Raw genomic sequence first — 26,594 nt, forward strand, 5'->3', positions numbered from 1 at the left:
GTTTTGCCTCCTCAGTGATCTACACGGGTTGGGACGGCGACTCCGAGACCAGCACGAAGACGCGCGGACCGTGGAATCTCGACGTCATCACGATCGACCCAGGGAAGTACCAGGGCCAGCTCGCCGCCTCGTTCGGCCCGGATCTGGAGAAGCGGGAGACCACCAGCCAGCTGGCCTCCGACGCCCACGCCCTCGCCGCTGTGAACGCAGGCTTCTTCGTCTTCGACCCGAAGGCCGGTGCCGAAGGCGACCCTGCCGGGGCCGGGGTCTACGGAGGCAAGACTCTCAGCGAAGCCGTAGCGGACCGCCCGGCCCTCGTCATTGACGGAAAGAAAAATGCCACCAGCATCCAGCGACTGACCTGGGCGGGGAAAATATCCTCTTCCTCCGGGGAAGCGCCTTTGGACGGCATCAACCGGGTACCTGGCCTGATCCGCAACTGCGGCGGCGCCAACGACCTGCCTACCTCAGCTCCGCTCCAGGACGTCACCTGCACGAACTCCAACGAGCTCGTCACGTTCACGCCGGAGTTCGGGCAGTCCACGCCTGCCGGTCCGGGCCTTGAAGTGATGGTGGACAGCCACGACGCCGTTAGCTCCATCGCCGAAACCCGTGGCGCGGCCGTCCCTGCGGGCGGACACACCATCCAGGCCACCGGAACTGACGTCGCACGGCTCCGCGCACTCGCTCCTGTCGGCACGAAGCTGAAAATCGACGCCGGACTGCTCGGTTCAGGCCATGAACCTGGACGGCGGCGGCTCAACAACAGCCGTTGCCGAAGGGAAGGTGCAGAACAGCCCGTCGGGCGGATCGGAACGCGCGGTCGGGGACGCGCTCTTGGTGCTTCCGGCCCGAAAGGACGAGCAGTAGGACAGGGGCCCTCCATGCGCCAGGGAGTACCAGCTAGATCCAGTCCCGCTTCTTGAACGCCAGGTACAGGAATATTGAACCGCCGGCCATGAGGGCGCTGGACAGCCAGAGGCCGTAATCGCTCTGGAAGCCGAAGAAGGGCACATTCTGCCCGAAGAAGCCGGTCACGGCTGTAGGGACCGCGATGATCGCAGCCCAGCTGGTGACCTTCTTCATGACGAGGTTCATCTGGTTCCCCTGGATGCTGATGTGGGTTTCCAGGATGGTGGTGACCAGGTCGCGGAGCGATTCCGTCCATTCCGAGGCGCGCAGCACGTGGTCGTAGACGTCCTGCAGGAAGGGCTGCATCGCCGGGCTGCAGCCGACCAGGTCTTCCCGCCGGAGGAGGGTGTTGAGGACTTCACGCATGGGCAGGACGACGCGGCGGAGCCGGACGAGGTTCTTGCGGAGTTCGAAGGTCTTCCGCTGCAGCTCGTGGTCGGGGGAGTGGTCCTCGAAAAGCGACTCTTCGAGGGCGTCGATGTAGCCATCGAGTTCCTGGACGGCGTCGAAGTGCCCGTCGACGATCATGTCCAGCAGGCCCCAGAAGAGGAAAGGCACCCCGTGTTGGGCCAGATCGGTTTCGGCGTCCCAGTGCGCCGTCAGCTTGTCGGTGTCGAACTCGGGCCCGTGCACGGTCACCAGGGCATTGTGGGTCACGAATGCCGAGATCTCGACGACGGTCAGTTCCCCGGTGCCAGGCTTTAACGCCGCCTGGTAGGCCGAGAGGAACAGATGGTTCGGGTATCGGTCCAGTTTGGGCCGCTGAAAGTCGTGGACGGCGTCCTCGACGGCGAGTCGATGAAGCCCGTACACGGTTTCAACGCCGAGCAGGTCATCCGCCGTCGGGTTCGTGTAGTCGATCCACAGCACCACGTCATCCTGGCGGCCCAGGGCTTCGATCTCGTGGACCCTGACATCGTCGCGTTCGAGTTTGCCTTCGCGGTATAGCCGTATGAACACCATCCGGCCCATGGTACGGGACGCGTATCCGTGCTTCCTGAGCGGCAAGGTTTCGCTGCCGGGGCGTGCCTTTGCTGTAGTTCCGTCCCTACAATTAAGTGCGGCCTTGCGGTGTCCTGCCGCGGGCCGCCGACTAAGGAGAGCCATCATGGGTTGGGGTGAGAGGTTTCATCACGCTGCCGGGAAACTCCACGGCAAGGCCACGGAAGCGGCCGGCGAGGCCACCGGCAATGACCGGCTGAAGGCTGAGGGCAAGTCCCGTCAGGTCAGGGCCGATCTGAAGCTGGCAGGCGAAAAGATCAAGGGCGCCTTCAGGAAGCACTAGTCCGCAGGCGCCGATAGCAGGGCGCGGGCCATTCGGCCCGCGCCCGCGTCATGTTCCGATACTTTTTCCAGCACTGGACGGGGTCGGTGCGGCCAGCCATGATGAAGGAGGCGCGGGGGCTGGATCGTCAACCCCAGTTTGCGAGTGGCACCCGCAGGGGAGGCGCGCTGACATGACACGCGAATCGGTGCCGGCGGAGCAGGGGAAATCAGTGGGTTCCCTTGAGCCCAGCGAAACCTTCCTGGCCGGATACTACGCCCAGGTGCCCCCGGAGGACCTGCGGAGCTACAGTCCCGAGACGCTCCGGGCGCGGGCTGCGCACCATCTGAAAGTGGCGTCATCGCGCGCGCCAAGGCAGGCCGCCGTCGGGATCTTGGCTGAACTGGATGCCAGCGTTGTCGCAGAGGTACGGGAGCCTGCGCGTGCCGCCGGCTTCGCGGGGCCAAGCGTAGCCAGGGACAGCGCCAGGGCGCCGATGTGCATCCTCAGGCCCTCGCGCGCAGCTCCCGCCGAAGGATCTTCCCCGACGCCGACTTGGGAATCACATCGACGAACTCCACCGATCGCACGCGCTTGAACGGCGCCACCCGTCCGGCGACGAACTCCATGACATCCCCGTCCCCGAGCTCGGCCCCCGGCTGCCGGACGACGAACGCCTTCGGTACCTCTTCGCCGTCGTCCGCGTGGATGCCGATGACCGCGGCGTCCGCAATCCGGGGGTGGGTAAGCAGGAGCGCTTCGAGCTCGGCAGGCGCGATCTGGTAGCCCTTGTACTTGATCAGCTCTTTGAGCCGGTCGACGATCGTCACGATCCCCGCGGCCGTGACGGTCGCGATGTCGCCGGTGCGGAGGAAGCCATCCGGGTCGATCGTCGCAGCGGTTGCGTCGGGCCGGTTCAGGTACCCCAGCATGACCTGCGGGCCGCGGACGAGGAGCTGTCCGGGAGCGCTCGGCCCTTCGGCCGGAACTTCGATCTCTTCGTCCGTGGCGGGGTCAAGGAGCTTGCATTCCGTGTTCGGCACGGTGTAGCCCACCGAGTCGAGAGGGACGCGCTCGGCGCCGTCGCGCGGGATGGCGTGGGATACGGGGCTCAGCTCGGTCATGCCGTAGCCCTGGAGCATCGTGCACCTGAGCCGGTTCGCAACGGCGTGCCCGAGTTCGCCGTCGAGGGGCGCTGCTCCCGAAAGAACGGCGCGGACGGACGAGAGGTCGTATTGGTCCACCAGCGGATGCTTCGCCAGCGCGACGGCGATGGGCGGCGCGATGAACAGATAAGTACAGCGGTGGTCCTGCGTAATGCGGAGGAATTCGGCGAGGTCGAACTTCGGCATTGTGACGAGCCGGGCCCGCTCGCCGAGGGCGAGGTTGAGCAGCACGGTCAGGCCGTAGATGTGGAAGAAGGGCAGGACGGCGAGCAGCACGTCGTCGGGAGTCACTCGGAAGAAGGCGCTCGACTGCGCGACGTTCGCCACGAGGTTGTACTGGCTCAACAGGACCCCTTTCGGCGTGCCGCTCGTGCCCGAGGAGTAGGGTACGACGGCGGCGGCGTGCGGATCGACGCTGAGCGTCGGCGCGGGAAGGCCCGCTTCGAGGACATCCGCGAGCGAGGGATGCCCCGCGGCGGTAGCGGGGTCGCCGCCGTCGAGCACCACAAGCCGTTCCGGCGAGATGCCGGCAGCCAGGGCTGCGGCCTCCGCACGCTCAAGGAAGGACGAGACGGTGAAAAGCCAGGAGGCGCCCGCGTCGCTGAGCTGGCTCCCGACTTCATCGGCGGTATACAGCGCGTTGACTGTGGTGACGGCCGCGCCTGCGCGGAGGACCCCGTGGAAGACGACGGCGAACGCCGGCACGTTGGGGCAGAAAAGGCCCACAGTAGTCCCGGGGCCCGCCTCGTGGCTCGCGAGCCAGCCTGCGGTGGCGTCAATTCGGCTGACGAGTTGCCGGTAGGTCATTTCCGCGCCGGACGTGCCGTCCACGAGTGCGATCCGGTCAAGATCCTCGACGCTCAGCCCACCGAACAGATACTCATAAATCGTGACTTCGGGGATCTCGACATCAGCGTACGGGCTGGTGAACATTGCGGCTCCTTCGGCGCACGACGGCGGGGAGTCGCCGTCGTGGGTCCATTACACCCGGCGGCGTCGGGCCGGGACAAGGGCCTCCGCTGCCGGATGCCCCTCCAGTAGAAGGGTCTACGCCTCAACCAAACCGGTGCACGATGCGTCGACCAAGGCGGGAGTGTGCCAAGGGCGGCCGGTTCGATCTCTTTGGGGGAGCGGATTATGGTGCCGCGGCGGGACTGGAAGCGGCGGCATCGCGGAAGGACTGGTTTGACGTCCAGCGGGAACCGGAGGTGTGGGTGATGGTCCGCGGTGCGGGACCTCCGGGCACAGATCGGTAATCAGGCCCATTCCCGCATATTCTCGGACGTCACTGATGCCGCACACCGCGGCGGGCTTGTCGGGAAAGGACCTGGAGACGGCTACCACGGTTCCGTCCGGCGCTTTGAGCCTGAATCTGAAGCTCGTGTCCTCGTCGATGAACAGTTCAAAAATCCCGGTCATGCGTATCCTCCTGAACAGCGGGCGGCGCGTGACGCCCGGTAGGTCTCGCCGGGTCCGGGGCGCGGCATTGCGCCCCGGTGGTTTATTCCGGCAAATGGATCATCTGACTCACAGCGTGTGTGGTGCTCGCCACACGGTGTAGTTAACTAAAATACGGGGAAGAACCTTGGCTGGCTAGTGCATGGTTACCGCTGCTCGAGGATTCGGTGTGCGGCGTCCTGGGCTGCCAATGCCTTGTCGTCGAGAATTTGGCCGGGCAAGTGTCCGGCGGCGGCGATGGCCCGCCGCAATTCCGCCACGGTGCGAGGAGTGCCCACCCCCCGGTGTGCCATGGCGTGACAGTTCGCACACAGCGGCACGAGGTCCGCTATGGGATCCAAACGGTAGTCGCTGCCGAGCTGTGAAACGGGAACCACGTGGTGGACGTGGATGAAGTCTTTGCCGATGTCCCCGTAGCTTACTTCGAAGGAGAAAGTGCACACGGCACAAGACGTCCCGTGGAAAGCCAGGCAAATCCGGCGGGCTTCAAGGTCCCGCTCGTAGCGGTTCGTTTCAATCCGGCTGACGGCTCCTTCCGGGTAGGTTCCTGGAACGGTCTGGCACGGCTCGGAGACCGCTGGTCCGTGCTCCCGCCACACGCGTTGAAGGCCCGGTTCTGATTCTTTCGGAATGGGCCGTCCGGAACCGCGGAAGGTATTCCACGCCACGTCCGGCACTTCGCTGGAGAGGACACTCGTCGGGATCTGGCCGCCGAGGGGGAGCAAGGCATCGAAGGCCACGCTCACGTACCGCGCAATACTCTTCGGCTCGGTGCGTTGTGGCGCTTCATACGTTTCGGACATGACGACGCCGTGTCCGATCAGCCCGCGTCCGTGTGGGCCTCCGCCTTGCAGGAAAAGCCATGCTTGGTTGCCTGGCTGGATCTTCCGGTGTTGGCCGACGTTCCACCGCTCCAGGAATTGACCCGTTTCGGCGACCTGCTCGATCACAGCCTCGAAGTTCCAGTCGTTCCAAAGCCGTGGATTCCATCCCAGGATGATGGCTGCCATGGCTGCTCCTCCCTGCGTTCCGGCGATTCTATGCGAGTCGGGTCCGGACGATTTCGCTGACGGCCTTACCGTCGAAGCGGCCAGCGACCTTTGCGGTGACGGGCTTCATCACGGCGCCCATCTGCCTGATCGTAAGTTCTTGGCCACTGGCCTTCAATGCGGCGATTGCCTCGTCGACGATGTCCTCGACTTCGGCGGGGGTCAGCATTTCAGGCAGGTACGCCTCGATGACTTCTGCTTCGGCAATTTCCGCCGCAGCGCGCTCGGACTCGCCGGCCTCCGTGTAAATGCGGGCCGTGTCCCTGCGCTTGGCGGCTTCCTTCTGCAGCAGCGCCGTCACTTGAGTGTCGTCCAGCTCAATGGGTGCCTTGCCGGACTTCTCACGCGTCTCGATTTCGCCCAGGACGTTGCGGACCGTCGTGAGCGCGGTCTTGTTGCGGTCCTTCATGTGGACTACGACATCGGCATGAAGCCGTTGCTTCAGGGTGCTCATGGTAATTCCCTCTACTTGGTGGTTATTTTCATTCTTCACGGTCTCGACCGTCTGTGAAGAACAGCCATGCGGCCGGCCGGCCTGGTATCTAAAATTCTGCCTCCGGCGATCCCCCAAGAAGGCCCTTAGCGACGTAGCATCAAGGTAAGCGGCTGCCAGGAGTGTGGCGAAATGTTTGAAAGATTTACGGACCGTGCCCGTCGCGTTGTTGTGCTTGCCCAAGAAGAGGCACGCATGCTCAACCATAACTACATCGGCACCGAGCACATCCTTTTGGGACTGATCCAGGAGGGTGAGGGGGTTGCCGCCAAGGCGCTGGAGTCAATGAGCATCTCGCTCGACGGCGTCCGGGAACAGGTGCAGGAGATCATCGGCCAGGGCCGGCAAGCCCCGTCCGGCCACATCCCCTTCACCCCTCGCGCCAAGAAGGTCCTTGAGCTTGCACTCCGGGAAGCGCTGCAGCTCGGCCACAACTACATCGGTACCGAGCACATCCTGCTCGGCCTCATCCGGGAGGGTGAAGGCGTTGCCGCGCAGGTCCTGGTCAAGCTTGGCGCCGACCTCGGCCGGGTCCGCCAGCAGGTCATCCATTTGCTCTCGGGGTATGAGGGCAAGGACCCCAGCGGAATGGTCGCCGGACCGAGCCAGGCCGAGGTTGCTCCCGCCGGTTCGGTGGTGCTGGACCAGTTCGGCCGCAACCTTACCCAGGCCGCGCGGGAAAACAAGCTCGATCCCGTGATCGGCCGCGAGCTGGAGATGGAACGCGTCATGCAGGTCCTCTCCCGCAGGACCAAGAACAACCCCGTGCTGATCGGTGAGCCCGGCGTCGGCAAGACCGCCGTCGTCGAGGGCCTCGCCCAGGCGATTGTCCGCGGCAACGTGCCGGAGACCCTGAAGGACAAGCAGCTCTACACGCTCGATTTGGGCTCAGTGGTGGCCGGTTCCCGTTACCGTGGCGACTTCGAAGAGCGCCTGAAGAAGGTCCTCAAGGAAATCCGGACCCGCGGGGACATCATCCTCTTCATCGACGAAATCCACACGCTCGTGGGTGCCGGCGCTGCCGAGGGCGCCATCGATGCCGCATCCATCCTCAAGCCGTTGCTGGCGCGTGGTGAACTCCAGACCATCGGGGCCACCACTTTGGACGAGTACCGCAAGCACATCGAGAAAGACGCCGCGTTGGAGCGCCGCTTCCAGCCGATCCAGGTCCAGGAACCCTCGGTGGCCCACACCGTTGAGATCCTCAAGGGCCTGCGTGACCGTTACGAGGCGCACCACCGGGTGACCATCACCGACGGCGCGCTGGCGGCCGCGGCGAGCCTCTCGGAGCGTTACGTATCGGACCGCTTCCTGCCGGACAAGGCGATCGACCTGATCGACGAAGCAGGTGCCCGGCTTCGCATCCGCCGCATGACCCGTCCGCCGGAGCTCAAAGCGATGGATGCACGCATCGCCGAGGTGAAGATGGAGAAGGAATCCGCCATCGACGCCCAGGACTTCGAGGGCGCCGCCTCGCTGCGCATGAAGGAGCAGAAACTTGTCGCCGAGCGCAGGGAAAGGGAGCTCAGATGGAAATCCGGCGGCACGGACAGCAACTCCGAGGTAGACGAGGAGCTGATTGCCGAAGTTCTCGCGAATTCCACCGGCATCCCGGTCTTCAAACTCACCGAGGAAGAATCCAGCCGCCTCCTCAAGATGGAGGAGGAACTGCACAAGCGCGTTATCGGGCAGAATGAGGCGATTAATTCAGTGTCGCGTGCAATCCGCCGCACACGGGCTGGCCTGAAGGACCCCAAGCGTCCCGGTGGTTCGTTCATCTTCGCCGGCCCCACCGGCGTCGGCAAGACCGAGCTCGCCAGGGCGTTGGCGGAATTCCTCTTCGCTGATGAGGACGCCCTCATCACGCTGGACATGTCCGAGTACTCCGAGAAGCACACGGTTTCGCGTCTCTTCGGTGCCCCTCCGGGCTACGTCGGTTATGACGAGGGCGGGCAGTTGACCGAGAAGGTCCGCCGCCGTCCGTTCTCCGTGGTGCTGTTCGACGAAGTGGAGAAGGCCCACTCCGACTTGTTCAACTCCCTGCTCCAGATTCTCGAGGACGGCCGCCTGACGGACAGCCATGGCCGCGTGGTGGACTTCAAGAACACGGTAATCATCATGACCACCAACCTGGGCACCCGCGACATCTCCAAGAGCGTGGCGACCGGCTTCCAATCCGGCACGGACACCACCACCGGGTACAACCGGATGCGGGCCCGCGTCACCGAAGAGCTCAAGCAGCAATTCCGTCCCGAGTTCCTCAACCGCGTTGACGACGTCATTGTCTTCCCGCAACTCACGCAGGACGAGATCATCGAGATCGTGGACCTGATGATCGCTCGCTTGGAACAGCATCTGGCAGACAAGGACATGGGTATCGAGCTCACGGACGCCGCCAAGGTCCTTTTGGCCACCCGTGGCTACAACCCGGCCATGGGTGCCCGGCCGCTCCGCCGCACCATCCAGCGCGAGATCGAGGACCAGCTCTCCGAGAAGATCCTCTTCGGCGAACTGCACCCGGGTGACATCGTGGTGGTCGACGTGGACGGCGAAGGCGACGACGCCAAGTTCACCTTTGCCGGAAACGCCAAGCCCCGCATCCCCGACGCGCTGCCCGCCGTGAGTTAGCCCGGGCTAAGGCGGGTTAACAGGCGGCCCCGTCCGGTCGCCGTCGGGCCCGGCTTAGTCAAGCGTGTGCCCAAGGCTGGTGAGCAGGCGCGCGACGGCGTCCTCCGCTGTTGGCGGTGGGCCGAAGACTTCGCGTTGTCGTGAGGTATCGGCGACGTAGCGGCCGGTCCCGAACCAGTCGATCATCGCCCCAAGGTCCTTCGCCATCGGGTTGACCGGGCTGATCGGGCTGACGACGAGCTGGATCGGTCGGCTGAGCATCCGGGCGGAGATATCGGCGATGTCCTGCATGCTTACCGGCCGGTCCCAACCGATGTCGATACGCTGCCCTTCTACTCCGCTCGCGTCGACTGCTGCCGCAAGATACCCGGCGAGGTCACTGGCAAGCACGTACGTCAGGGGAACGCCCGGAGACCCGAACGACGTGAGCCGCCCCTCGCTGAAGGGGTCGCCGAAGCGAGTGATCTGCTCAAGGAAAGCGCCCGGACGCAGCGCCACGAACGGGACCCCGAGTTCTTCCAGGCGATCCTCGGTCAGTTTCTTGTGCCAGAAGTGCGGAACATCCGGTGTTTGATCGCAAGTGAGGATGCTGGTGAGGACGAATCTGCGGACACCTGCGCGGCTGGCTGCATCGACGAGGTTGGTGTTGCCCACCGTGTCGATGACGGGGCTGTCTCCCTCCCGATGGTGAGTGTATCCCGCTGCTGAGGTGATCACAGCGTCGACGCCGTCCATGGCGTGCACAAGCGACCCGGGATCCATCATGTCGCCACGGGCGATCGTGGCCCCTAGCTCCTCGAGGCGGCTCGCATCCGAACCGGGCCGCACCAAGGCGCGGACTTGTTTTCCTCCCCGTAGCAGCCTGGACACCACCTGGCTGCCCAGCATCCCGGTGCCGCCGACCACAAGCACTGGTCCGGAGTCCGTCATAGTTGCCTCCTTACGTCCGTGAGCGCCCGCGGCGCGCGACGGCGTCGATCGTCACGGCCGCGACGAGAACCAGCGCCGTGACGACGTACTTGGCGGGTGCGCTGTAGCCCTGCAGGCCCATGCCGTTATCGATCGTGGCGATCACGAGCCCGCCCAGGACCCCGTGCAGCACCTTGCCGCGGCCGCCGAACAGGCTGGTCCCGCCGATTACCGCGGCCGCCACGGCGTAAAGCACCAGCGTGCCGCCGTCGTACGACGTCGAGACGGAACGGAGCCGCGACGCGTAGACGATTCCGCCGATCCCTGCGGTGAACGAGGCGAGCATGAAGGCGAGGGTGCGAATGCGCGCAAGGTTCACGCCGCCCCGCCGTGCGGCCTCGGCGTTGCCGCCAATAGCGTAGACGTAGCGGCCGAACCGGGTTCGCCCGAGCAGCAACGTCCAGACGGCGAGGACTCCGAGCACCACGAGAAGCACCCACGGCACGCCGCTGATTTCGACCAGGGTGCCGCGGTCCGTATTGCAGAGCCACACGATGGCCACACCCGCGGCGAGCACCGCTGCGATCTTCAGGGCGCTCACACTGGCGGGCGGCGCGACAAGTCCGGTGTTGCGCCGACGGGCGTCCCGCAGCCACGTCCAGGTGCTGAATGCTCCGACGACGACGAGCATCAGGATCCAGCTGGTGACCGGGCTGAGGTTGCCGCTCGCGATGTTGTTGATGACGTTGTCGTTGATGGGCACGACGCCGCCGCTGCCGAGGATGATGAGCATCACGCCAAGCCAGCCGAGCTGGCCGCCAAGTGTCACGACGAACGACGGGAGTCCGAGACGGGTGATGATCGTGCCATGAAGCAACCCGATCCCGGCGCAGCTAATCAGCCCGACGGCGATCGCCGCCCACCACGGCCAGCCTGTCGACTCCTGGACGAGTTCGGCCATGATGACGCCTCCCACACCGCCGACGTACCCGATGGACAAGTCGATTTCGCCGAGCAGGAGCACGAAGACCTGGCCCATGGCCAGCAGCATGAAAACTGAACCCTGGATGAGGAGGTTCACCATGTTGCCGGGCGTCAGGAAGTTCGGGTTGAGCGATTGGAACAGTACAGAGATCAGCAACAGGCCCGCGAGAACCGGCAGCACTCCGCTCTCGCCGCCCCGGACCCGCGCCAGGGCCGCACGGAAGTATTCGGGCAGCGACGTCGCGGTGATGTCCGGGTTCAACGCCAGTGCGGCCTTCCGCGCCGCGGCTGCGGTGGTCGGCTCGTCCTGGAGGGCAACTGCCGCGGAGGGGAGCGGCCCCTTGGCGGCAGTGAGCGGGCGTTTCGACGGCGGTGACGGCGCGAGCTCCGGCCTTGCCCGATCGGAGAACCCCGTGGTCATCAGGTCGACCACGATCTGCCGGTCCATTTCCGTGGCGGGCCGAACGTCAACAAGCCGCCCGAGCCTGAGCACGGCAATGCGGTCTGCGACCTCGAACACGTCGTTCATGTTGTGCGAGATGACGATGACGGCAACGCCGCGGTCTGCGAGCTGGCGAATGAGATGAAGGACAACCTCGGTCTGTGCGACGCCGAGAGCTGCCGTCGGTTCGTCCATAATGACGAGCTTGGAGTTCCACAGCACCGACTTCGCGATCGACACGGACTGGCGTTGCCCGCCGGACAGCGATGCGACGGGTTGCCGGATGGATCGCACGGTGGTCACGGCCAGGCTCGCGAGCGTCTCCCGGGCCGTGATCTCCATGCTCTCTTCATCGAGGAGAAAACGGCGCAGGCGTTCGCGGCCGAGGAACAGGTTCTGCACGATGTCGAGGTTGTCGCACAGGGCCAGGTCCTGGTACACGGTCTCAATGCCGAGCGCAGCGGCCTCGTGCGGCGAGTTCAACCGTACTGGCTTGTTTTCCCAAAACAGCTGCCCGTCGTCGGGGGTGTGAATGCCGGCGACGCATTTGATCAATACCGATTTGCCCGCGCCGTTGTCGCCGGCAAGCGCAGTTACTTTGCCGGTCGGCACCTCAAGGGTGATGTCGACGAGTGCCTGCACCGGCCCGAAGTTCTTGTCGATGGCCTCCAGCCGGAGCAGGGGACCGGCGCCGACCGGGTCCGGGGTTATCAACTCACTCATTGTTCGAACTACTGGATACCTGCCGCAGTGCACGCGTCCTTCACCTGCGAGATGCACAGCGAAGAACTCGTCACGGCACCGTCCTTGACCACCGTGTCCGCCATGTTCTTCGTGGTCACCCACAGCGGGGTCAGCAGGACCGATCCGACGTCGGACTTCGCGGTGTCGTCTGTGGTCTTGCCGTTTACGAGGGTTGACGGAACGGTCACGCCGGCCCGCAGGTAGAGCGCTGCTGCGGCGGCCGCCTGGGCTTCAAAGTAGATCGGCTTGTACACCGTTCCGCACTGGAACCCCTTCAGGATGTTCTGCAGGCCGGACAAGGACGCATCCTGCCCCGTCGTCGGGAAAGTCTTGGCAGGAATTTGCTTGCTCTGCAGGTAGGCGATCACAGCATTGGCGTTGTCGTCGTTAGGCGTGACCACCGCGTTGATGTTCGGGTGGGCGGTGTACTGCTGGGCGAACGTCGTCTGTGCCACTGACGGTGTCCAGGTACCTGCCGGCTCTCCTACGTTGACGTATTCGCCATTGTCGAAGTGCGTCTTGAGTACGCCGTTATAGCCTTCGGCGAACAGCTTCGCGTTGTTGTCGGTCGGATCGCCATCCATGATCAGGATGTTAGGTTTGGTGACTTTCCAGTCTGCGATGCACGTGATCTCGCCCTGGCCAATCAGCTGACCAACCTTGACGTTGTCGAAGCTCACGTAGGTGCGATCCTTTGCCCCGCCTTTGACGAGCCGGTCATAGTCGATCACTTTGACGCCGCGCGCGCTGGCCGCCGCCTCGATCGCTGCGCCCGAACCGGAGTCGAGGGCGTCGACAAGCAGCACGGATGCTCCGGCCGTGATGTCAGCTTCGGCCTGCGTCTGCATCGTGCTTGCGCTGCCCTGCGCATTGTCGATCTTGAACTTGGATGAGTCCAGACCCGCGGTTTCGAAGGCCTTCTTCAGGTACGGGGCATCGAAAGTGACGTATCGCGCGGAAGTGGTGGTGTCCGGCAACAGAACGCCGACCATCCCTTTGCCTTGTGAAGCGAGCGACGTGAGCTGTTTCATCGCCGAGAAATCGGCCGTGAACGCATCCGCAGAGATCTGCGGTACGGCTCCTCCGGAACTCGTGGCGCTCGGCGAAGGCGATGTGCTCGTGCTCGAGCAGGCGGCGAGTGCCGTGATAGCGAGGGTTGCAATGAAGGCGGTTCCGGCGCCTCGTGCCGGGACCCTCATGTTTAACATTTCTTTCCTTCCGTTGGTTTCGACTGCAAGCGACCTGGCGGGGTCGGGCCGGAACCTGGGCGTTGGCGCCGGACGCAGGTCCACGCCGGAGGCCACGGCGGTTCTCACCAACGGACGTCGATATGTCAGCACCGAGCTGACTGGCGACTTTACGACCAGCGACTCGATATCACGGGGTCCTCTCTGGACGGACGTGCCGGCGACGCCGGACATGTTCGTCGATGTTGCTCTATGACTACGTTGTAGACCGGAAGTCCGCTCTTAGCAAGGCTTCGTGCGCGGCAGGATTCGACGACGGCAGACCAATCCCACATGCGTTCTTCGGGAAGTAGCTGCGTGCGGATTTTGTTACATCAATACCGGAGTACATGCTCGATGCCCCGGGATGCAGTCCACATAACAGAGGTGGGTTCAATGAAGAAATGGACGCGATGGCAGGATTGGGTCACGGTTGTCGCCGGTCTCTATGCTGCTTTGTCGGTCATCTGGACCATGGCGGCCGGCTCGTCGGCTGCCCTGATGGTCGTGTTCGGCGCTTTGCTGATCGTTAGCGGTGTCATCAATCTGGCCATGCCCGGAACGCCGGTTATGGAGTGGGTGCAGGCAGCCTTCGGTGCCTTGCTGTTCCTTTCTCCGTGGCTAGGCTCTTACTCCACGCAAGCCGGAGTCGCCTGGACATCCTGGATCACTGGCCTGGTGGCGCTCGTCGTCACCGCGATGGCGATCAAGCCCAGCACCGAGGAACACCGGCATCACATGGTCAGCCCTTCGCACTGACGTGCTGAGCGCTGACGTGTTGAAACGCTGAACAGCGGTAATACCGACCGGCGGGCCGTCATCGGACCCGCCGATCGCCGTCTCTTGCTCCGGTATCGTTTGCTCCGCCATCCCGACCGTGACCCGTGAAATACGCAGCTCAGGCTTTCAGGACGGCTGCCCCTGTGATGCGCCCGGCGGCCAAATCCTGTAACGCCCTATCGGCCTCGATCAATGGATACGCCATCGTGGTGGGAGCCAGCGGAATCTCCGCTGCCAGGGACCAGAACTCTTCGCCGTCCGCCCGCGTATTGGCGGTAACACTACGGAGCTGACGCTCATTGAAGAGATCGGCGGCATAGTTCAAGGGCGGTATGTCGCTCACGTGGATGCCTGCAATGGCGAGGGTCCCGCCACGGTCCAGCGCTTTGAGGGCAACAGGAACGAGGTCCCCGACGGGGGCAAAAAGTATCGCCGAGTCGAGCCGGTCCGGCGGGGAATCGTACGCGTCTCCCACAAACACGGCGCCCAGTTCACGCGCCAGTTCGCGGGCCGCCTCCGAACGGGTCATCACGTAGACCTCGGCCCCCTGGTGGCGCGCCATCTGCGCCGTGAGATGGGCAGATCCTCCGAAACCATAGATGCCCAGCCGGCCACCTGGCGGAAGCTCGGCCCGTTTGAGCGCCCGGTACCCGATGATGCCGGAGCACAATAGAGGGGCCGCCTGCTCGTCCGAAAATTGCTGCGGGATGGCGTAGGCGAAATCCTCCGACACCGTGAGTTGTTCGGCATAGCCGCCGTCCCTGTCCCATCCGGTGAAGGTGGGGGAGAGGCAGAGATTCTCGTCGCCACGGCGGCAATACTGGCAGCTCCCGCAGGTTCCCCCTAGCCAGGCCACTCCGACCCTGTCACCGCGCCGGAACCTCACACACCCTTCACCGGTTTCGCTGACTATTCCCACCGCTTCGTGGCCGGGTACAACGTTCGGCCTGCGAGGTGCGAGATCGCCCTCGGCCAGATGCAGATCCGTGCGGCAGACACCACACGTTCGGACGCCGACCAGGAGCTCCCGCCGCCCCGGTTGCGGATCGGGCCGTTCGCCCCAAAAAAGCGGCCGGGATTCAATCGAGCCTGGTTCCCGGACCCACCATGCACGCATCGGGTTGCCTCGCAGCTAGCGCTGATTCTGCGCGGTGGAGCCGGCGTTCGCACGCAGCGTGAGTCCGTCCGTCACCTGCAGCACGCCACGATCGGACACAAGGGACGTGACCAGCACGCAGGAATCCTCGGTGTAGCGCTGGGAAGATGCCAGAGTATGGACAGTGGCTATTTCAAAACGGCCGCCCGAATCCGCGTCAAGGATCCCGGCCAGGAACGGGGGACTGTCGAATTCCGGCAGGCAAAGCCAGGTAATTGCCCCGTCGCGCCCCACCAAAGCGCACGTGGACCCGTCGCCGATAAGTCCATGATCCTCGATGGGCAAATACCCCTCGTGATTAACCACCGGGCGCGCTTCGGCACCAGTGATCATTTTGTTCACTCCTTTGGGTTCAGGCCAGGCTTCCTATATGGATTCTCTCGCCGTTCCCGCGCCCACGCCACAGTCCACCCATCCGGCCTGAATCTCCGGGTTCAGTCCGTGCCCTCAGGGGGTGAGCAGGACCTTGATGGAGCGCCGTTCGTCCATGGCGCGGTAGGCCTCGGGCGCTTCCTCGAGCGGCATCACGGTGTCGAAGACCCGGCCCGGATTGATCTTGCCGTCAAGCACGTCCGCGAGCAGTTCCGGGATGTACGTGCGGGCCGGAGCCATTCCGCCGGCAATCGAAATGTTCGTGTCGAACAAGTAGCGCAGCGGGGCTTCGGCTCCGCCCGTCGGGACACCAACAAAGCCGAGGGCGCCGCCCGGGCGGACGCTGTGCAGTGCCTGATCCATGGACTCCTTGGTCCCGACGCACTCCAGGACGGAGTCGGCCAAAACGCCTCCAAGCAACTCGCGGACCTTGGCTACGCCGTCGCCGCCACGCTCGGCGACGATGTCCGTGGCCCCGAACTCGAGGGCAATCGCCTGGCGGTCGGCGTGCCGGGACATCGCGATGATTCGTTCGGCTCCGAGCCGCTTCGCTGCGAGCACGCCGCAGAGCCCCACTGCGCCGTCGCCGACGACGACGACGGTCCTGCCGGGGCCGACCTTCGCCGCAAGGGCGGCGTGGTGGCCGGTCGCCATCACGTCGGAGAGCGTCAGCAAGCTCGCCCGGAGAGCGTCGTCGGGTTCCGTGACCCCAGGAACTTTGACGAGGGTGGACTCTGCGAGTGGTACCCGCACGGCCTGGCCCTGGCCGCCGTCGATCGCGTGCCCGCTGTCATCTTTGCCGCCCCAACCTGCCAAATGATCGCAGGCCACCGTGACGCCGTTCAAGCATTGCGGGCAGGCGCCGCAGCTGACCAGGAAGGGAGCGATGACGAAGTCGCCGACCGCCAAGGCTGTGATGTCGTCGCCCTTGCTTTCCACCGTGCCGATGAATTCATGTCCGATGGCCGAAGGCTGGTGAGTAGGCTTCACGCCGCGGTACGGCCACAGGTCCGATCCGCAGACGCAGGAGGCGGTGACTTTGACAATGACGTCTGTGGGCAGCTGGACCGTGGGGTAGTTACGGTCTTCAACGCGGATGTCGCCTGGGCCGTGGATGATGGTGGCGCGCATGGGGCTCCTCAAATGGTGGTTGGTGGGCTTGGATCGAGTCTATCCCCGGCATGACCGTGGTCTTGTACTGACCGGTAGCTCAGCCGGGTGAGGCGCGGCAGCTCGCCGCTTGACCTCCGCGTCGAGCAGAATAGCTCCATGACAAATACCAGCGGGCGCTTGCCACGGCTTGAGGACGTGGCGGAACGGGCGGGAGTCTCGCACCAGACTGTGTCCCGGGTGATCAACGACCACCCCAACGTCAGCAAGGGCACCCGGGAGCGCGTCGAGGCGGCCATCGCCGAGCTGGGCTACCGGCGCAATACTGCTGCGCGGAGCCTCGTGACCCGCCGTTCACAGACCATCGGCGTCTTGGCAAGCGAGCTGGCGCAATACGGCCCGGCAAATACGCTGCTAGGGGTTGAACAGGCCGCGAAGGATGCCGGGTATTTCGTCAGCATCGCAGCTTTGAGGGCGGTCAGCCGGGAGGCGATTCTTGATGCGGTCCGGCATTTCCTGGACCAGTCCGTGGACGGGATCGTGGTGATCGTGCCGCATTCGGAAACCCTGCTGGCGTTGGCCGAAGTGAACCCCGGGGTTCCCGTGGTGGCCGTGGGTTCTTTGGGCGGAGCTTCCGTGGGGGGAGCCATGGTGGACCAGAGGCGCGGCGCGGAATTGGCCGTCAGGCATCTGATTGAGCAGGGACATCGCCGGATCGGGCACGTGGCCGGCCCGCAGGACTGGATCGACGGTGTGGCCAGGGCCGAAGGGTGGAGCGCGGCCCTGCGCGCTGCCGGGCTTGAGGATGACTTGCTCGTGGAGGGGGACTGGAGCGCGGGCAGCGGATACGACATCGGCAGGAAGCTCGCCGGCGAAAAGACTGCCACTGCGCTTTTTGTAGGGAATGACCAGATGGCCTTGGGCCTGCTGCGTGCGTTCAACGAGGCCGGCGTCCGGGTGCCTGAGGACGTTTCAGTGGTGGGTTTCGATGACCAGCCCGAATCGGGCTATTTCACGCCGCCGTTGACCACGGTGCGCCAGGACTTCGAAGAACTCGGGCGGCGCTGCATGGACCTCATGCTGAGCGGCATCGAGGACGGGGAAAACATCGGCACCACCGTAGTGGAGCCTGAGCTGGTGGTCCGCCGAAGCACTTCCGCCCGCGCCTGAGCACCTTTTGATTCACGCGGGCCAGCCGGCCCTTGACGACCACACCTTGACGCCGGAATTGTTAGCGCTCACAATTGAACCAGTCCGCAAGGCTGCGGGCTGGTTATTGGAGGATTTTTCATGGACGTCGCAGCGGACGGCAACGAACACTATGTCATCGGCGTGGACTACGGCACGCTCTCGGGCCGGGCCGTGGTGGTGCGGGTCCGGGACGGCAAGGAACTGGGCAGCGGCGTGTTCGACTATCCGCACGCGGTCATCACCGGGGCTTTGCCGGCCGATCTGGCGGATGTACCTGATGGAACGGCTGCCCGGATTCCGGGGGAATGGGCGCTGCAGGTGCCCGAAGACTACAGGGACGTGTTGCGTCACGCGGTTCCCGCAGCGGTGCGCGAGGCCGGGATCGATCCGGCCGCCGTCGTCGGGATCGCGACCGACTTCACGGCCTGCACCATGGTGCCGGTCACGGCAGCCGGCACCCCGCTGAGCGAACTCCCCGGCTTCGCCAACCGGCCGCACGCCTACGTCAAACTGTGGCGCCATCACGCGGCCCAAGGCCAGGCGGACCGCATCAATGCACTCGCCGCCGAGCGGGGTGAGTCGTGGCTGCCGCGCTACGGCGGGCTCATTTCTTCCGAATGGGAGTTCGCCAAGGGCCTCCAGCTCCTGGAGGAGGACCCGGACGCGTACGCCGCGATGGACCACTGGGTCGAGGCCGCGGACTGGATCGTCTGGCAACTGTGCGGAAACTACGTCCGCAATGCCTGCACCGCAGGGTACAAGGGCATCTACCAGGACGGCGCATACCCGTCCGAGGAGTTCCTCGCCGCCCTGAACCCGGACTTCAAGGACTTCGTCAGCAGCAAGCTCGAACACACGATCGGCCGGCTGGGCGATGCCGCCGGTTACCTGACGGCCGAAGCGGCCGCGTGGACGGGCCTGCCGGAGGGCATCGCCGCCGCCGTCGGGAACGTGGACGCCCACGTCACGGCCCCGGCGGCCCGGGCCGTCGAACCGGGACAGCTCGTCGCGATCATGGGCACCTCCACCTGCCACGTCATGAACGCCGAGGTCCTGCGCGAAGTGCCGGGCATGTGCGGGGTGGTCGACGGCGGGATCGTGGACGGGCTCTGGGGCTACGAAGCCGGCCAGTCCGGGGTCGGCGACATCTTCGGCTGGTTCACCCGGTACGGCGTCCCGCCCGAATACCACGCAACTGCCGAGGCGGCAGGCCTGGGCATCCACGAATACCTCACCGAACTCGCCGCCACCCAGAAGATCGGCGAACACGGGCTGATCGCCCTGGACTGGCACTCGGGCAACCGCTCCGTCCTGGTGGACCACGAACTCTCCGGTGTTATGGTCGGCCAGACGTTGGCAACGCGCCCGGAGGACATCTACCGGGCGCTGCTGGAGGCCACGGCCTTCGGCACCCGCACCATCGTGGACGCTTTCCGCGACTCGGGCGTCCCGGTGAAGGAATTCATCGTGGCCGGAGGGCTCCTGAAGAACACGCTGCTAATGCAGATCTACGCCGACATCACCGGCCTGCAGCTCTCGACGATCGGCTCCTCCCAGGGCCCCGCGTTGGGTTCGGCCATCCACGCCGCCGTCGCCGCGGGGGAGTATCCGGACATCCGGGAGGCCGCCGCCGCCATGGGATCCGAACCGGGCGCGGTCTACACGCCGATCCCGGAAAACGTCGCCGCCTACGAGGAACTCTTCCGCGAATACCGCACCCTCCACGATTACTTCGGCAGGGGAGCAAACGAGGTCATGCACCGGCTCAAGAAAATCCAACGCAATGCCAGCAAAACACTCCTTGCCGTTGGTGCATCCGCATGAGCGCGACGACGGTAAACACCGTTGAAGCCATCGTGCGGATCCGCAGGGAGGTCTGCGCGCTGCACACGGAACTGACACGGTACGAACTCGTGGTCTGGACCGCGGGCAATGTCTCTGCGCGCGTCCCCGGCCATGAGCTGATGGTGATCAAACCGTCCGGGGTTCCCTACGATGCGCTGACGCCCGGGTCCATGGTGGTCACCAACCTCCATGGGGTTCCCGTGGCGGGCGATATCGACGGTGAATGGGGCAACCCGACGCTGTCGCCGTCGTCGGACACCGCCGCCCACGCCTATGTTTACCGGAACATGCCCGACGTCGGCGGCGTCGTCCACACGCACTCCACCTACGCCACGGCCTGGGCCGCGCGCGGGGAGCCGATCCCGTGCGTGCTGACCATGATGGGGGACGAATTCGGCGGCACCATCCCGGTGGGCCCGTTCGCGCTGATCGGGGACGATTCGATCGGCCGCGGCATTGTTGACACGCTCCGTGCCTCCCATTCACCGGCGGTGCTCATGCAGAACCACGGCCCGTTCACCATCGGCAAGGATGCCCGCTCCGCCGTCAAGGCCGCTGTGATGTGCGAGGAAGTGGCCCGTACGGTCCATATTTCCCGGCAGCTCGGTGAGCCGCTTCCCATCGACGCCGGCCAGATCGAGTCCCTCTACGACCGCTACCAGAACGTGTACGGCCGCTGACCAGCGGCACCAATGAACTTTTCAAGGAGAAACCCATGCCCATCGCCAACAACACCTCCCTCGACCACTACGAAGTCTGGTTCCTGACCGGCAGCCAGCACCTTTACGGCGAGGACGTCCTGAAGCAGGTCGCCGCCCAGTCGCAGGAGATCGCCGCCGCTCTGAACGCGTCCTCCGCTGTTCCCGTCAAGCTCGTTTGGAAGCCCGTGCTGACGGATGCGGACGCGATCCGCCGCACCGCGCTCGAGGCGAACTCCGATGACGCCGTGATCGGCGTGACCGCCTGGATGCACACCTTCAGCCCCGCCAAAATGTGGATCCAGGGCCTGGACCTGCTCCGCAAGCCCCTCTTGCACCTGCACACCCAGGCCAACGTCGAGTTGCCGTGGGCGGACATCGACTTCGATTTCATGAACCTGAACCAGGCGGCCCACGGCGACCGCGAATTCGGCTACATCCAGTCCCGCCTCGGCGTGCCGCGCAAGACGGTCGTCGGGCACGTCTCCAACCCCGAGGTCACGCGCCAGGTGGGTGCCTGGCAGCGCGCCGCGGCGGGCTGGGCCGCCGTCAGGTCCCTGAAGCTGACCCGTTTCGGGGACAACATGCGCAACGTCGCCGTCACCGAAGGGGACAAGACCGAAGCCGAGCTGCGCTTCGGCGTCTCGGTCAACACCTGGTCCGTGAACGAACTCGCTGACGCCGTCCACGGCGCGCCGGAGTCCGACGTCGACGCTTTGGTCGCGGAGTACGAGCGCCTCTACGAGGTCGCCCCCGAACTGAGCGCCGGCGGTGCCCGGCACGACTCGCTGCGCTACAGCGCCCGGATCGAACTCGGTCTGCGGTCCTTCCTGGAAGCGAACGGCTCGGCCGCGTTCACGACGTCGTTCGAGGACCTGGGCGCGCTGCGGCAGCTTCCCGGGATGGCCGTGCAGCGGCTCATGGCCGACGGCTACGGCTTCGGCGCCGAAGGCGACTGGAAGACCGCGATCCTGGTCCGGGCCGCGAAGGTCATGGGCGCCGGGCTGCCGGGCGGCGCTTCCCTCATGGAGGACTACACCTACCACTTGACCCCGGGGCAGGAGAAGATCCTCGGCGCGCACATGCTCGAGGTCTGCCCCTCCCTGACCGCGGCCACGCCGCGCGTGGAAATCCACCCGCTGGGCATCGGCGGCAAGGAAGACCCCGTCCGCATGGTCTTCGACACCGACGCCGGGCCCGGAGTCGTCGTCGCACTCTCAGACATGCGCGACCGCTTCCGCCTCGTCGCGAACGCCGTCGACGTCGTCGACCTCCCAGAACCGCTGCCCAACCTCCCCGTCGCCCGGGCCCTGTGGGAGCCCAAGCCCGACTTCGCCACCTCCGCCGCCGCGTGGCTCACCGCGGGCGCCGCCCACCACACCGTGCTCTCCACGCAGGTGGGCATGGACGTGCTTGAGGATTTCTCCGAGATCGCCCGGACCGAACTGCTCACCATCGACGACGGCACCACCATCAAACAGTTCAAGAAGGAACTGGCCTGGAACGCCGCCTACTACAAACTCGCCGGCGGACTGTGAACGGCGAGGAATTCCGGCTCGCCGAGGGAAGCCCATACCCCCATGGGCGGGATGCGGTCCTGCCGCGCCATCAAGCCTGAATATCTAGTTGACAAGGGCAACCGACGCCCTTAAGTTTCTGTGTATTCAGGTAGGTTCCTTGTTTTGGATCACATTGTTAGCTGTAGCTATGGAAACGCAGCCGTTGAGCTGCCAAGGCGCAGGGGGCAACGATGACGAAAGTACCGCTGGATAATTTCCTCAATGAGTGCGTCTCCCGGAATTCCGGAGAGGACGGCCTCAGCTTCGAAGAACTGTACGGTCTGTACATCAGCTGGTGCGGACTTAAAGCTGCGGAACCCGTGAGAGCCAGGACGTTTAGGGCCAGCCTTCGGGCGGCCGGCATCGCTCCCGGACACCGCGGAGAGCTGTGCGAGGATCTGGTGATGATAGGCCCGGCGGCGTGCGACTACATTATCCACAGCGTGCTTCCGCTCGCTGCGTTGGACGCACGATCGGGTCCCTGGTCTCGGCTCACGTCTTGGCCCACTGAACGTCCGAGAGTTCCAGTCACCAGGCGGGCACCAGGCGAAGACTGCGACTCGGCGCCGGCTGCCTAAGCGGTCTCCTTATTCGTGGAATTTGCTCCGAGCCTCGCGCTGTTGCCGCTCAAGCTTGGCTTCCGCTTCGGTCCGCCGCTGACCTATGATGCGCATCTGGTGAGTGGTCGGGTGTTCATATTCCTCCGCGGGAATGCCTTTTTCCCTGGGAAGGTAATGGCCGGTAGCCGGGGACGCGAGCTTTTGGTCTTCGTTTTCGCTCATATCAAAATCGTCCCACCAGGCGGCGGCCGCCAAAAGAGGTTCAGTCCGCAGTGCTGCAAAGAAGCGCGACATCCCGGTCTTCGGACCGGGATGTCGCTTGGCTTCTGAGCAATTCAACAAAGTCAGCCGAGGTTCAGTGCCGTCCAGGAGACGGGAGGCAGGTGAGGGGGAGAATCGTCGCTACATCAGCCACTGGACTGAGACGTTCATGGCGAACAGGGCATTTGTCAGGGGCGCTAGTATCGACTCGTCGGCCTCCATACGGTGCAGCGTCTCGACGAATTCATCTATCTGAATGGTGGTGAACCCGCCGTCCCGGAGTTGTTGGATAGCAAGCTCGGTATTCTGTTTCCGGGTGTTGCTGAATCGCGGGTTGACCTCTGGCTGTGCGGGTTCCGAATCCATTGCCTTTACTTGCCCCCAACTTTTCCTGCCCGTAGGACGCTGTTTGCAAAGCGTATTCATGCATTACAAATGCCATTATCTCAGGCCTTGTGGGTGCCGTCGCAGAGGCGCAGCGAGAGGAACTGGAGTAATGGCGGGCCTTTTGCCTCAGCCCGGGCATAGACTCCTGACAGCCGCGGGGCACCGCTGAAGCGTTCATCTACCAGGGGGGCACAATGAAGCGCAAAAGTTGTTTGCAACGAAAGCTGATTCTCCTGCTTCTCATTGGAACGGCCATGACTTCGTGTGCGTCCACGCAAGGGCGCGAGCAGGGAACAGCCGGACCCACGCCTCCTGAGACCGTCCGCGCGTCCCGCGTGACGACTACGCCTCCGCGGGAGACTTGCGCAGCATTCCTGCCATCGGCTCCCTGCCGGGCGTACGTCAGTATCGCCGGAACAGCCGACGGCGTTGAGCTGCCCTGGGCGGCATCAGGGGGACTCACGGTGCAATTGAGTTCCGTGAATGGCTCCCTCTACGTCACCGCGAAAACTCCCTGCTCCCCGGTCAGCGGACCGGCCACAATCACGGGGAACACCTTGGTAGTGGGGGAACTTGGGATCGGCGCCATGGGGTGCATCAGCGATGCCGGGACGCAGCAACAGTGGTTTGTGGATTTCCTGAACAGGCCTATTGAAATGTCATTCAGCCAAGGCACGCTCAACTGGAAGAGCGGCACCGACACGCTCACTTTCAAAGGCAAGTAAGGTGGCCCGTGACCCTCGCCGCGTGCACTGGATGGAACTGTTCTTCGGCCTCGTCTTTGTGGCCTTCGTCGGGCAACTTGCGCGGGGTCTCCACGGCGATCCTGGATGGGCAGAATTCGGTACCTTCGTCCTGCTTTTCTTTCCGGCGTGGTGGGCTTGGGTGAACATTGTTTCCGTCGTCAACCTGCTGCCCGGTTTGTCGTCCCGGGCGCTCGGCATCGCGATGCTCGCTGCCATGGCAGCGGCGAGCGTCATGGCCGCCGCGGCGCCCGGGGCCTTTGGCGAACGGGCCTGGGCCTTTTCGCTGGCCAATGCCGCCATACGCCTTGTCCTGCTGATCTTGTGGCTGTACCAGCACCGCGAAAATTCCTCCGAAACTCCGTGGCGCATTTGGATCTACAACGGCGGCACGGCCGTCCTCTGGCTCATCTCGGCCTCCTTGCCGCTCCACATCGCTGTCATTCTGTGGGCTGCCGCGATCGTCGTCGAGGTTGGCATGGTGGCGGTTAGCGCCCGACTTTGGCCTGACCGGGGCATCGGTGGCATCAACATCGAGCACGCTTCCGAGCGGCTTGGTTTGTTCGTCATCATTGTCCTCGGCGAGTCCATATTCACGATCGTTACTGAGGTGTCTAATGATTGGGGGCCGGGCGCCGGACTGGTCGGCGGGCTAGGATTCCTCGTTGTTGCCTTGCTCGGCTGGGCGTTCTTCCAGTACGGCACCGGGACCATCGCCGCGGGGCTCGAGCGCTTACAAGCCCGGTCCGATTTTGCCGGGATACTTCAGACCACCTTGTTCATGCCGTTCCTTCTGGTGGTGGGGGCGGGGGGGGGGGGGGGGGGGGGGGGGGGGCCCCCCCCCCCCGCCATTCCAGCACCCTTCGAGCACTTGCCGCTCGGTTCCGGGATTTCGCTCGGCGGAGGCCTGGCCCTCTTCTATGCGTGCAATGCGATCGTGTCGCTTCGCTACGGTCAGCCTCTGCGCGCAGTACTGCCATGGGCTGTGCCCACAGTGGTGATCGCCATCTTGCTCATACCGGTGAGCGCTGCGGTTCCCGGCGCTGCCGTTTTGGCCCTCGCCGTGATTGTCCTGCTCCTTGTCACTGCCTACGTCGAGATTCAAAGGCGACGCCGCAAAACCCCAACTGGCTGACAGTTGTTGTCGTTCTGGGGCCTCAAAACGACAACAACTGCGATCCAGTTGGGTCTGGCCTACCCGTTGATGATCTGCGGCACGCCGAGGGCTTTGAGGCCTTCGACGCCGAATTCGAGGCCGTAGCCGGATTGCTTGGCGCCGCCGAAGGGGATACGCGGGTCGACGGCGCCGTGCTTGTTGATCCAGACCGTGCCGGCCTCGAGCCGCGCGGCGACATCGCGGGCGCCCGCGGGATCGGAGGACCAGACGGAGGCGCCGAGTCCGACGTCGAGCGCGTTCGCCTTGGCGATGGCCTCGTCGACCGTGCTGTAGCGGATGATGGGCAGGGCCGGGCCGAACTGTTCCTCGGCCACGAGCGGGTTGTCGTTGTCGATGTCGGCCACGAGGGTGGTGGGGTAGAAGTAGCCGGGCTGGCCGTCGTCGGGGTTGCCGCCGAGCAGGATCCGGGCGCCGGAATCGCGGGCGGCGTCCACGAGGCGGGCGACGATGTCGTACTGCGCCCGGTTCTGAAGCGGGCCCAGCACGTTCGCCTCGTCCAGGCCAACCCCCATGGGCATCGCGGCGGCAACGGCGGTGAGCTCGGAGCACACTGCCTCATAGAGGGAGTCATGGACGTAGAGGCGCTTGAGCGCGGCGCAGGTCTGGCCGGTGTTGATGAAGGCGCCCCAGAAGAGGCCTTCGGCGATGGCCTTGGGGTCGGCGTCGGGCAGGACGATGCCGGCGTCGTTCCCGCCGAGTTCGAGGGTGAGGCGCTTGACCGTGTCCGCGCTGGAGCGGATGATCGCCTTGCCGGTGGCGGTGGAGCCGGTGAACATGACCTTGCCGATCGCGCGGTGTTCGGCCAGCCGTGCGCCTACGTCGCGGCCGCCGGACACCACGGTCAGGAGGCCTTCGGGGAGTTCTTCGTTGATAACGGCCGCCAGGGCGAGGACGGACAGGGGTGTGTATTCGGAGGGTTTGACGACGACGGCGTTGCCCATGCGCAGGGCGGGGGCAATCTGCCAGATGGTGATCATCATGGGCCAGTTCCAGGGGCCGATGGCGCCGACGACGCCGATGGGCCGGTAGTGCAGTTCGGCGCGGGTTTCGCCGTCGTCCACCACGGTTTCCGGGTCCAGGGGCGTGCCGGCGGTGGCGCGCAGCCAGGCGGCGCAGGCGCCGACTTCGAAGCGGGCGTTGGGGCCGTTGAGCGGCTTGCCTTGCTCGCGGGAGAGCAGGTGGGCGAGTTCTTCGGCGGAGCGTTCGACGGCGTCGGCGGCCTTGAGGAGCGCGGCGGACCGGGCGTCGTGGCCCAGCGCAGCCCACGCAGGCTGGGCCGCTTGGGCGGCGGCGATGGCGCGTTCAAGGTCCTCGACGGTGTGAACGGGAGCCTCGCCGACAGCGGTGCCGGTGGCAGGGTCGAGGATGGTCCGGGTTTCGCCGGTGGTCGGGGTGATTGAAGCCAGGAGGGCGTCGTAGCTTTCCAAGGGTTTACTCCACTCTGAGTTGGTATTGGTTTCGAAGGACAAGGTACTTGGGG

Annotated in this window: 27 protein-coding genes; 11 read left to right on the forward strand and 16 right to left on the reverse strand. The window is 64.9% G+C overall.

What is annotated here, in order from left to right:
• Positions 1–467: 467 nt before the first annotated feature.
• A complete protein-coding gene (locus ABH924_RS11845; protein WP_404499007.1) occupies positions 468–641 on the reverse strand; it encodes a hypothetical protein in 174 nt (57 codons plus the stop codon).
• A gap of 97 nt (positions 642–738) precedes the next feature.
• Between ABH924_RS11845 and ABH924_RS11850 the strand changes: the two genes are divergently transcribed.
• On the forward strand, positions 739–870 hold the full coding sequence (locus ABH924_RS11850; RefSeq protein WP_404499009.1) for a phosphodiester glycosidase family protein: 132 nt from the start codon (positions 739–741) through the stop codon (positions 868–870).
• A 33-nt stretch (positions 871–903) separates the two neighbouring features.
• Here ABH924_RS11850 and ABH924_RS11855 read toward each other — a convergent pair whose 3' ends face one another.
• Positions 904–1,875: a magnesium transporter CorA family protein gene (locus ABH924_RS11855; protein ID WP_404499011.1), complete on the reverse strand. Its 972-nt coding sequence runs from the start codon at positions 1,873–1,875 to the stop codon at positions 904–906.
• 145 nt (positions 1,876–2,020) lie between these two features.
• Here ABH924_RS11855 and ABH924_RS11860 point away from each other — a divergent pair, with 145 nt between their 5' ends.
• On the forward strand, positions 2,021–2,197 hold the full coding sequence (locus ABH924_RS11860) for a CsbD family protein (RefSeq protein ID WP_236818202.1): 177 nt from the start codon (positions 2,021–2,023) through the stop codon (positions 2,195–2,197).
• Positions 2,198–2,482: 285 nt separating this feature from the next.
• On the opposite strand, the gene ABH924_RS11865 is transcribed toward ABH924_RS11860, so the two are convergent.
• The 5 genes from ABH924_RS11865 to ABH924_RS11885 all read right to left on the reverse strand — a co-directional run bounded on the left by ABH924_RS11865 (position 2,483) and on the right by ABH924_RS11885 (position 6,303).
• Positions 2,483–2,680, reverse strand: a complete 198-nt coding sequence (locus tag ABH924_RS11865; protein WP_404499013.1) for a hypothetical protein — start codon at positions 2,678–2,680, stop codon at positions 2,483–2,485.
• Between the two features lie 2 nt (positions 2,681–2,682).
• Complete coding sequence (locus ABH924_RS11870; RefSeq protein WP_404499015.1) at positions 2,683–4,275, reverse strand: AMP-binding protein; 1,593 nt, start codon at positions 4,273–4,275, stop codon at positions 2,683–2,685.
• A gap of 114 nt (positions 4,276–4,389) precedes the next feature.
• On the reverse strand, positions 4,390–4,761 hold the full coding sequence (locus ABH924_RS11875; RefSeq protein WP_404499017.1) for a YegP family protein: 372 nt from the start codon (positions 4,759–4,761) through the stop codon (positions 4,390–4,392).
• A gap of 185 nt (positions 4,762–4,946) precedes the next feature.
• Entirely contained in the window at positions 4,947–5,810 is an 864-nt protein-coding gene (locus tag ABH924_RS11880) for an HNH endonuclease (protein WP_404499019.1), read from the reverse strand.
• 28 nt (positions 5,811–5,838) lie between these two features.
• Positions 5,839–6,303 (reverse strand): GatB/YqeY domain-containing protein, encoded by a 465-nt coding sequence (locus tag ABH924_RS11885; protein ID WP_404499021.1) that lies wholly within the window; start codon positions 6,301–6,303, stop codon positions 5,839–5,841.
• A 171-nt stretch (positions 6,304–6,474) separates the two neighbouring features.
• Here ABH924_RS11885 and ABH924_RS11890 point away from each other — a divergent pair, with 171 nt between their 5' ends.
• Positions 6,475–8,970, forward strand: a complete 2,496-nt coding sequence (locus tag ABH924_RS11890; protein WP_404499023.1) for an ATP-dependent Clp protease ATP-binding subunit — start codon at positions 6,475–6,477, stop codon at positions 8,968–8,970.
• Positions 8,971–9,024: 54 nt separating this feature from the next.
• Here the strand turns inward: ABH924_RS11890 and ABH924_RS11895 are convergent, their stop codons facing one another.
• Genes ABH924_RS11895 through ABH924_RS11905 form a run of 3 tightly spaced genes read right to left on the reverse strand, consistent with a single transcriptional unit; the run spans position 9,025 to position 13,041 of the window.
• The gene (locus tag ABH924_RS11895; protein ID WP_404499024.1) at positions 9,025–9,900 is read right to left on the reverse strand and encodes an SDR family oxidoreductase; all 876 of its coding nucleotides are present in this window, start codon (positions 9,898–9,900) and stop codon (positions 9,025–9,027) included.
• A 10-nt stretch (positions 9,901–9,910) separates the two neighbouring features.
• Positions 9,911–12,028, reverse strand: coding sequence for an ATP-binding cassette domain-containing protein (locus ABH924_RS11900; RefSeq protein WP_404499026.1), 2,118 nt, complete (start codon positions 12,026–12,028; stop codon positions 9,911–9,913).
• Positions 12,029–12,036: 8 nt separating this feature from the next.
• On the reverse strand, positions 12,037–13,041 hold the full coding sequence (locus tag ABH924_RS11905) for a sugar ABC transporter substrate-binding protein (RefSeq protein WP_404499028.1): 1,005 nt from the start codon (positions 13,039–13,041) through the stop codon (positions 12,037–12,039).
• A gap of 55 nt (positions 13,042–13,096) precedes the next feature.
• Between ABH924_RS11905 and ABH924_RS11910 the strand changes: the two genes are divergently transcribed.
• Positions 13,097–13,492, forward strand: a complete 396-nt coding sequence (locus ABH924_RS11910; protein WP_404499030.1) for a hypothetical protein — start codon at positions 13,097–13,099, stop codon at positions 13,490–13,492.
• A 179-nt stretch (positions 13,493–13,671) separates the two neighbouring features.
• Positions 13,672–14,034, forward strand: coding sequence for an SPW repeat protein (locus ABH924_RS11915; RefSeq protein WP_404499032.1), 363 nt, complete (start codon positions 13,672–13,674; stop codon positions 14,032–14,034).
• Between the two features lie 139 nt (positions 14,035–14,173).
• Here the strand turns inward: ABH924_RS11915 and ABH924_RS11920 are convergent, their stop codons facing one another.
• The 3 genes from ABH924_RS11920 to ABH924_RS11930 all read right to left on the reverse strand — a co-directional run bounded on the left by ABH924_RS11920 (position 14,174) and on the right by ABH924_RS11930 (position 16,714).
• Positions 14,174–15,172 (reverse strand): zinc-dependent alcohol dehydrogenase family protein, encoded by a 999-nt coding sequence (locus ABH924_RS11920; protein WP_404499034.1) that lies wholly within the window; start codon positions 15,170–15,172, stop codon positions 14,174–14,176.
• Positions 15,173–15,187: 15 nt separating this feature from the next.
• Entirely contained in the window at positions 15,188–15,544 is a 357-nt protein-coding gene (locus ABH924_RS11925; protein ID WP_404499036.1) for a trehalase-like domain-containing protein, read from the reverse strand.
• A gap of 114 nt (positions 15,545–15,658) precedes the next feature.
• Positions 15,659–16,714 carry a zinc-dependent alcohol dehydrogenase family protein gene (locus ABH924_RS11930; protein ID WP_404499038.1) on the reverse strand — a complete coding sequence of 352 codons (1,056 nt, stop codon included), beginning with the start codon at positions 16,712–16,714 and terminating at the stop codon, positions 15,659–15,661.
• A 138-nt stretch (positions 16,715–16,852) separates the two neighbouring features.
• Between ABH924_RS11930 and ABH924_RS11935 the strand changes: the two genes are divergently transcribed.
• The 4 genes from ABH924_RS11935 (at position 16,853) to araA (ending at position 21,965) form a co-directional block, all read left to right on the forward strand.
• Complete coding sequence (locus ABH924_RS11935; protein WP_404499040.1) at positions 16,853–17,863, forward strand: LacI family DNA-binding transcriptional regulator; 1,011 nt, start codon at positions 16,853–16,855, stop codon at positions 17,861–17,863.
• Positions 17,864–17,983: 120 nt separating this feature from the next.
• A complete protein-coding gene (gene araB / locus ABH924_RS11940) occupies positions 17,984–19,708 on the forward strand; it encodes a ribulokinase (RefSeq protein ID WP_404499042.1) in 1,725 nt (574 codons plus the stop codon).
• Entirely contained in the window at positions 19,705–20,409 is a 705-nt protein-coding gene (locus ABH924_RS11945) for an L-ribulose-5-phosphate 4-epimerase (protein WP_404499044.1), read from the forward strand. The genes araB and ABH924_RS11945 overlap by 4 nt, the downstream gene beginning before the upstream one ends.
• Before the next feature lie 35 nt (positions 20,410–20,444).
• Positions 20,445–21,965, forward strand: coding sequence for an L-arabinose isomerase (araA, locus tag ABH924_RS11950; protein WP_404499046.1), 1,521 nt, complete (start codon positions 20,445–20,447; stop codon positions 21,963–21,965).
• Between the two features lie 608 nt (positions 21,966–22,573).
• On the opposite strand, the gene ABH924_RS11955 is transcribed toward araA, so the two are convergent.
• Together ABH924_RS11955 and ABH924_RS11960 are read right to left on the reverse strand one after the other, a co-directional pair.
• Positions 22,574–22,840: a hypothetical protein gene (locus ABH924_RS11955; protein WP_404499048.1), complete on the reverse strand. Its 267-nt coding sequence runs from the start codon at positions 22,838–22,840 to the stop codon at positions 22,574–22,576.
• A 108-nt stretch (positions 22,841–22,948) separates the two neighbouring features.
• Positions 22,949–23,173 (reverse strand): hypothetical protein, encoded by a 225-nt coding sequence (locus ABH924_RS11960; RefSeq protein WP_234753697.1) that lies wholly within the window; start codon positions 23,171–23,173, stop codon positions 22,949–22,951.
• A 275-nt stretch (positions 23,174–23,448) separates the two neighbouring features.
• On the opposite strand from ABH924_RS11960, the gene ABH924_RS11965 reads away from it, so the two are divergent.
• Both ABH924_RS11965 and ABH924_RS11970 read left to right on the forward strand, forming a co-directional pair.
• A complete protein-coding gene (locus tag ABH924_RS11965) occupies positions 23,449–23,919 on the forward strand; it encodes an META domain-containing protein (protein ID WP_404499051.1) in 471 nt (156 codons plus the stop codon).
• A gap of 1 nt (position 23,920) precedes the next feature.
• Complete coding sequence (locus ABH924_RS11970; protein WP_404499053.1) at positions 23,921–25,072, forward strand: low temperature requirement protein A; 1,152 nt, start codon at positions 23,921–23,923, stop codon at positions 25,070–25,072.
• 59 nt (positions 25,073–25,131) lie between these two features.
• On the opposite strand, the gene ABH924_RS11975 is transcribed toward ABH924_RS11970, so the two are convergent.
• The gene (locus tag ABH924_RS11975) at positions 25,132–26,541 is read right to left on the reverse strand and encodes an aldehyde dehydrogenase family protein (protein WP_404499055.1); all 1,410 of its coding nucleotides are present in this window, start codon (positions 26,539–26,541) and stop codon (positions 25,132–25,134) included.
• Between the last annotated feature and the right edge of the window lie 53 nt (positions 26,542–26,594).

Source organism: Arthrobacter sp. GAS37 (assembly GCF_044908325.1).
Lineage (GTDB): Bacteria > Actinomycetota > Actinomycetes > Actinomycetales > Micrococcaceae > Arthrobacter > Arthrobacter ramosus.

Bases quoted from the DNA above. Each gene is read 5' to 3' on its own strand.
- ABH924_RS11965 (WP_404499051.1), top strand. From the start codon at position 23,449: ATGACTTCGTGTGCGTCCACGCAAGGGCGCGAGCAGGGAACAGCCGGA.
- ABH924_RS11895 (WP_404499024.1), bottom strand. From the start codon at position 9,900: ATGACGGACTCCGGACCAGTGCTTGTGGTCGGCGGCACCGGGATGCTG.
- ABH924_RS11930 (WP_404499038.1), bottom strand. From the start codon at position 16,714: ATGCGCGCCACCATCATCCACGGCCCAGGCGACATCCGCGTTGAAGAC.
- ABH924_RS11875 (WP_404499017.1), bottom strand. From the start codon at position 4,761: ATGACCGGGATTTTTGAACTGTTCATCGACGAGGACACGAGCTTCAGA.
- ABH924_RS11945 (WP_404499044.1), top strand. From the start codon at position 19,705: ATGAGCGCGACGACGGTAAACACCGTTGAAGCCATCGTGCGGATCCGC.
- ABH924_RS11905 (WP_404499028.1), bottom strand. From the start codon at position 13,041: ATGGTCGGCGTTCTGTTGCCGGACACCACCACTTCCGCGCGATACGTC.
- ABH924_RS11865 (WP_404499013.1), bottom strand. From the start codon at position 2,680: ATGCACATCGGCGCCCTGGCGCTGTCCCTGGCTACGCTTGGCCCCGCG.
- ABH924_RS11900 (WP_404499026.1), bottom strand. From the start codon at position 12,028: ATGAGTGAGTTGATAACCCCGGACCCGGTCGGCGCCGGTCCCCTGCTC.
- ABH924_RS11870 (WP_404499015.1), bottom strand. From the start codon at position 4,275: ATGTTCACCAGCCCGTACGCTGATGTCGAGATCCCCGAAGTCACGATT.
- araA (WP_404499046.1), top strand. From the start codon at position 20,445: ATGCCCATCGCCAACAACACCTCCCTCGACCACTACGAAGTCTGGTTC.
- ABH924_RS11920 (WP_404499034.1), bottom strand. From the start codon at position 15,172: ATGCGTGCATGGTGGGTCCGGGAACCAGGCTCGATTGAATCCCGGCCG.
- ABH924_RS11855 (WP_404499011.1), bottom strand. From the start codon at position 1,875: ATGGTGTTCATACGGCTATACCGCGAAGGCAAACTCGAACGCGACGAT.
- ABH924_RS11925 (WP_404499036.1), bottom strand. From the start codon at position 15,544: ATGATCACTGGTGCCGAAGCGCGCCCGGTGGTTAATCACGAGGGGTAT.
- ABH924_RS11915 (WP_404499032.1), top strand. From the start codon at position 13,672: ATGAAGAAATGGACGCGATGGCAGGATTGGGTCACGGTTGTCGCCGGT.
- araB (WP_404499042.1), top strand. From the start codon at position 17,984: ATGGACGTCGCAGCGGACGGCAACGAACACTATGTCATCGGCGTGGAC.
- ABH924_RS11935 (WP_404499040.1), top strand. From the start codon at position 16,853: ATGACAAATACCAGCGGGCGCTTGCCACGGCTTGAGGACGTGGCGGAA.
- ABH924_RS11955 (WP_404499048.1), bottom strand. From the start codon at position 22,840: ATGTCGCGCTTCTTTGCAGCACTGCGGACTGAACCTCTTTTGGCGGCC.
- ABH924_RS11880 (WP_404499019.1), bottom strand. From the start codon at position 5,810: ATGGCAGCCATCATCCTGGGATGGAATCCACGGCTTTGGAACGACTGG.
- ABH924_RS11885 (WP_404499021.1), bottom strand. From the start codon at position 6,303: ATGAGCACCCTGAAGCAACGGCTTCATGCCGATGTCGTAGTCCACATG.
- ABH924_RS11960 (WP_234753697.1), bottom strand. From the start codon at position 23,173: ATGGATTCGGAACCCGCACAGCCAGAGGTCAACCCGCGATTCAGCAAC.
- ABH924_RS11890 (WP_404499023.1), top strand. From the start codon at position 6,475: ATGTTTGAAAGATTTACGGACCGTGCCCGTCGCGTTGTTGTGCTTGCC.
- ABH924_RS11860 (WP_236818202.1), top strand. From the start codon at position 2,021: ATGGGTTGGGGTGAGAGGTTTCATCACGCTGCCGGGAAACTCCACGGC.
- ABH924_RS11850 (WP_404499009.1), top strand. From the start codon at position 739: ATGAACCTGGACGGCGGCGGCTCAACAACAGCCGTTGCCGAAGGGAAG.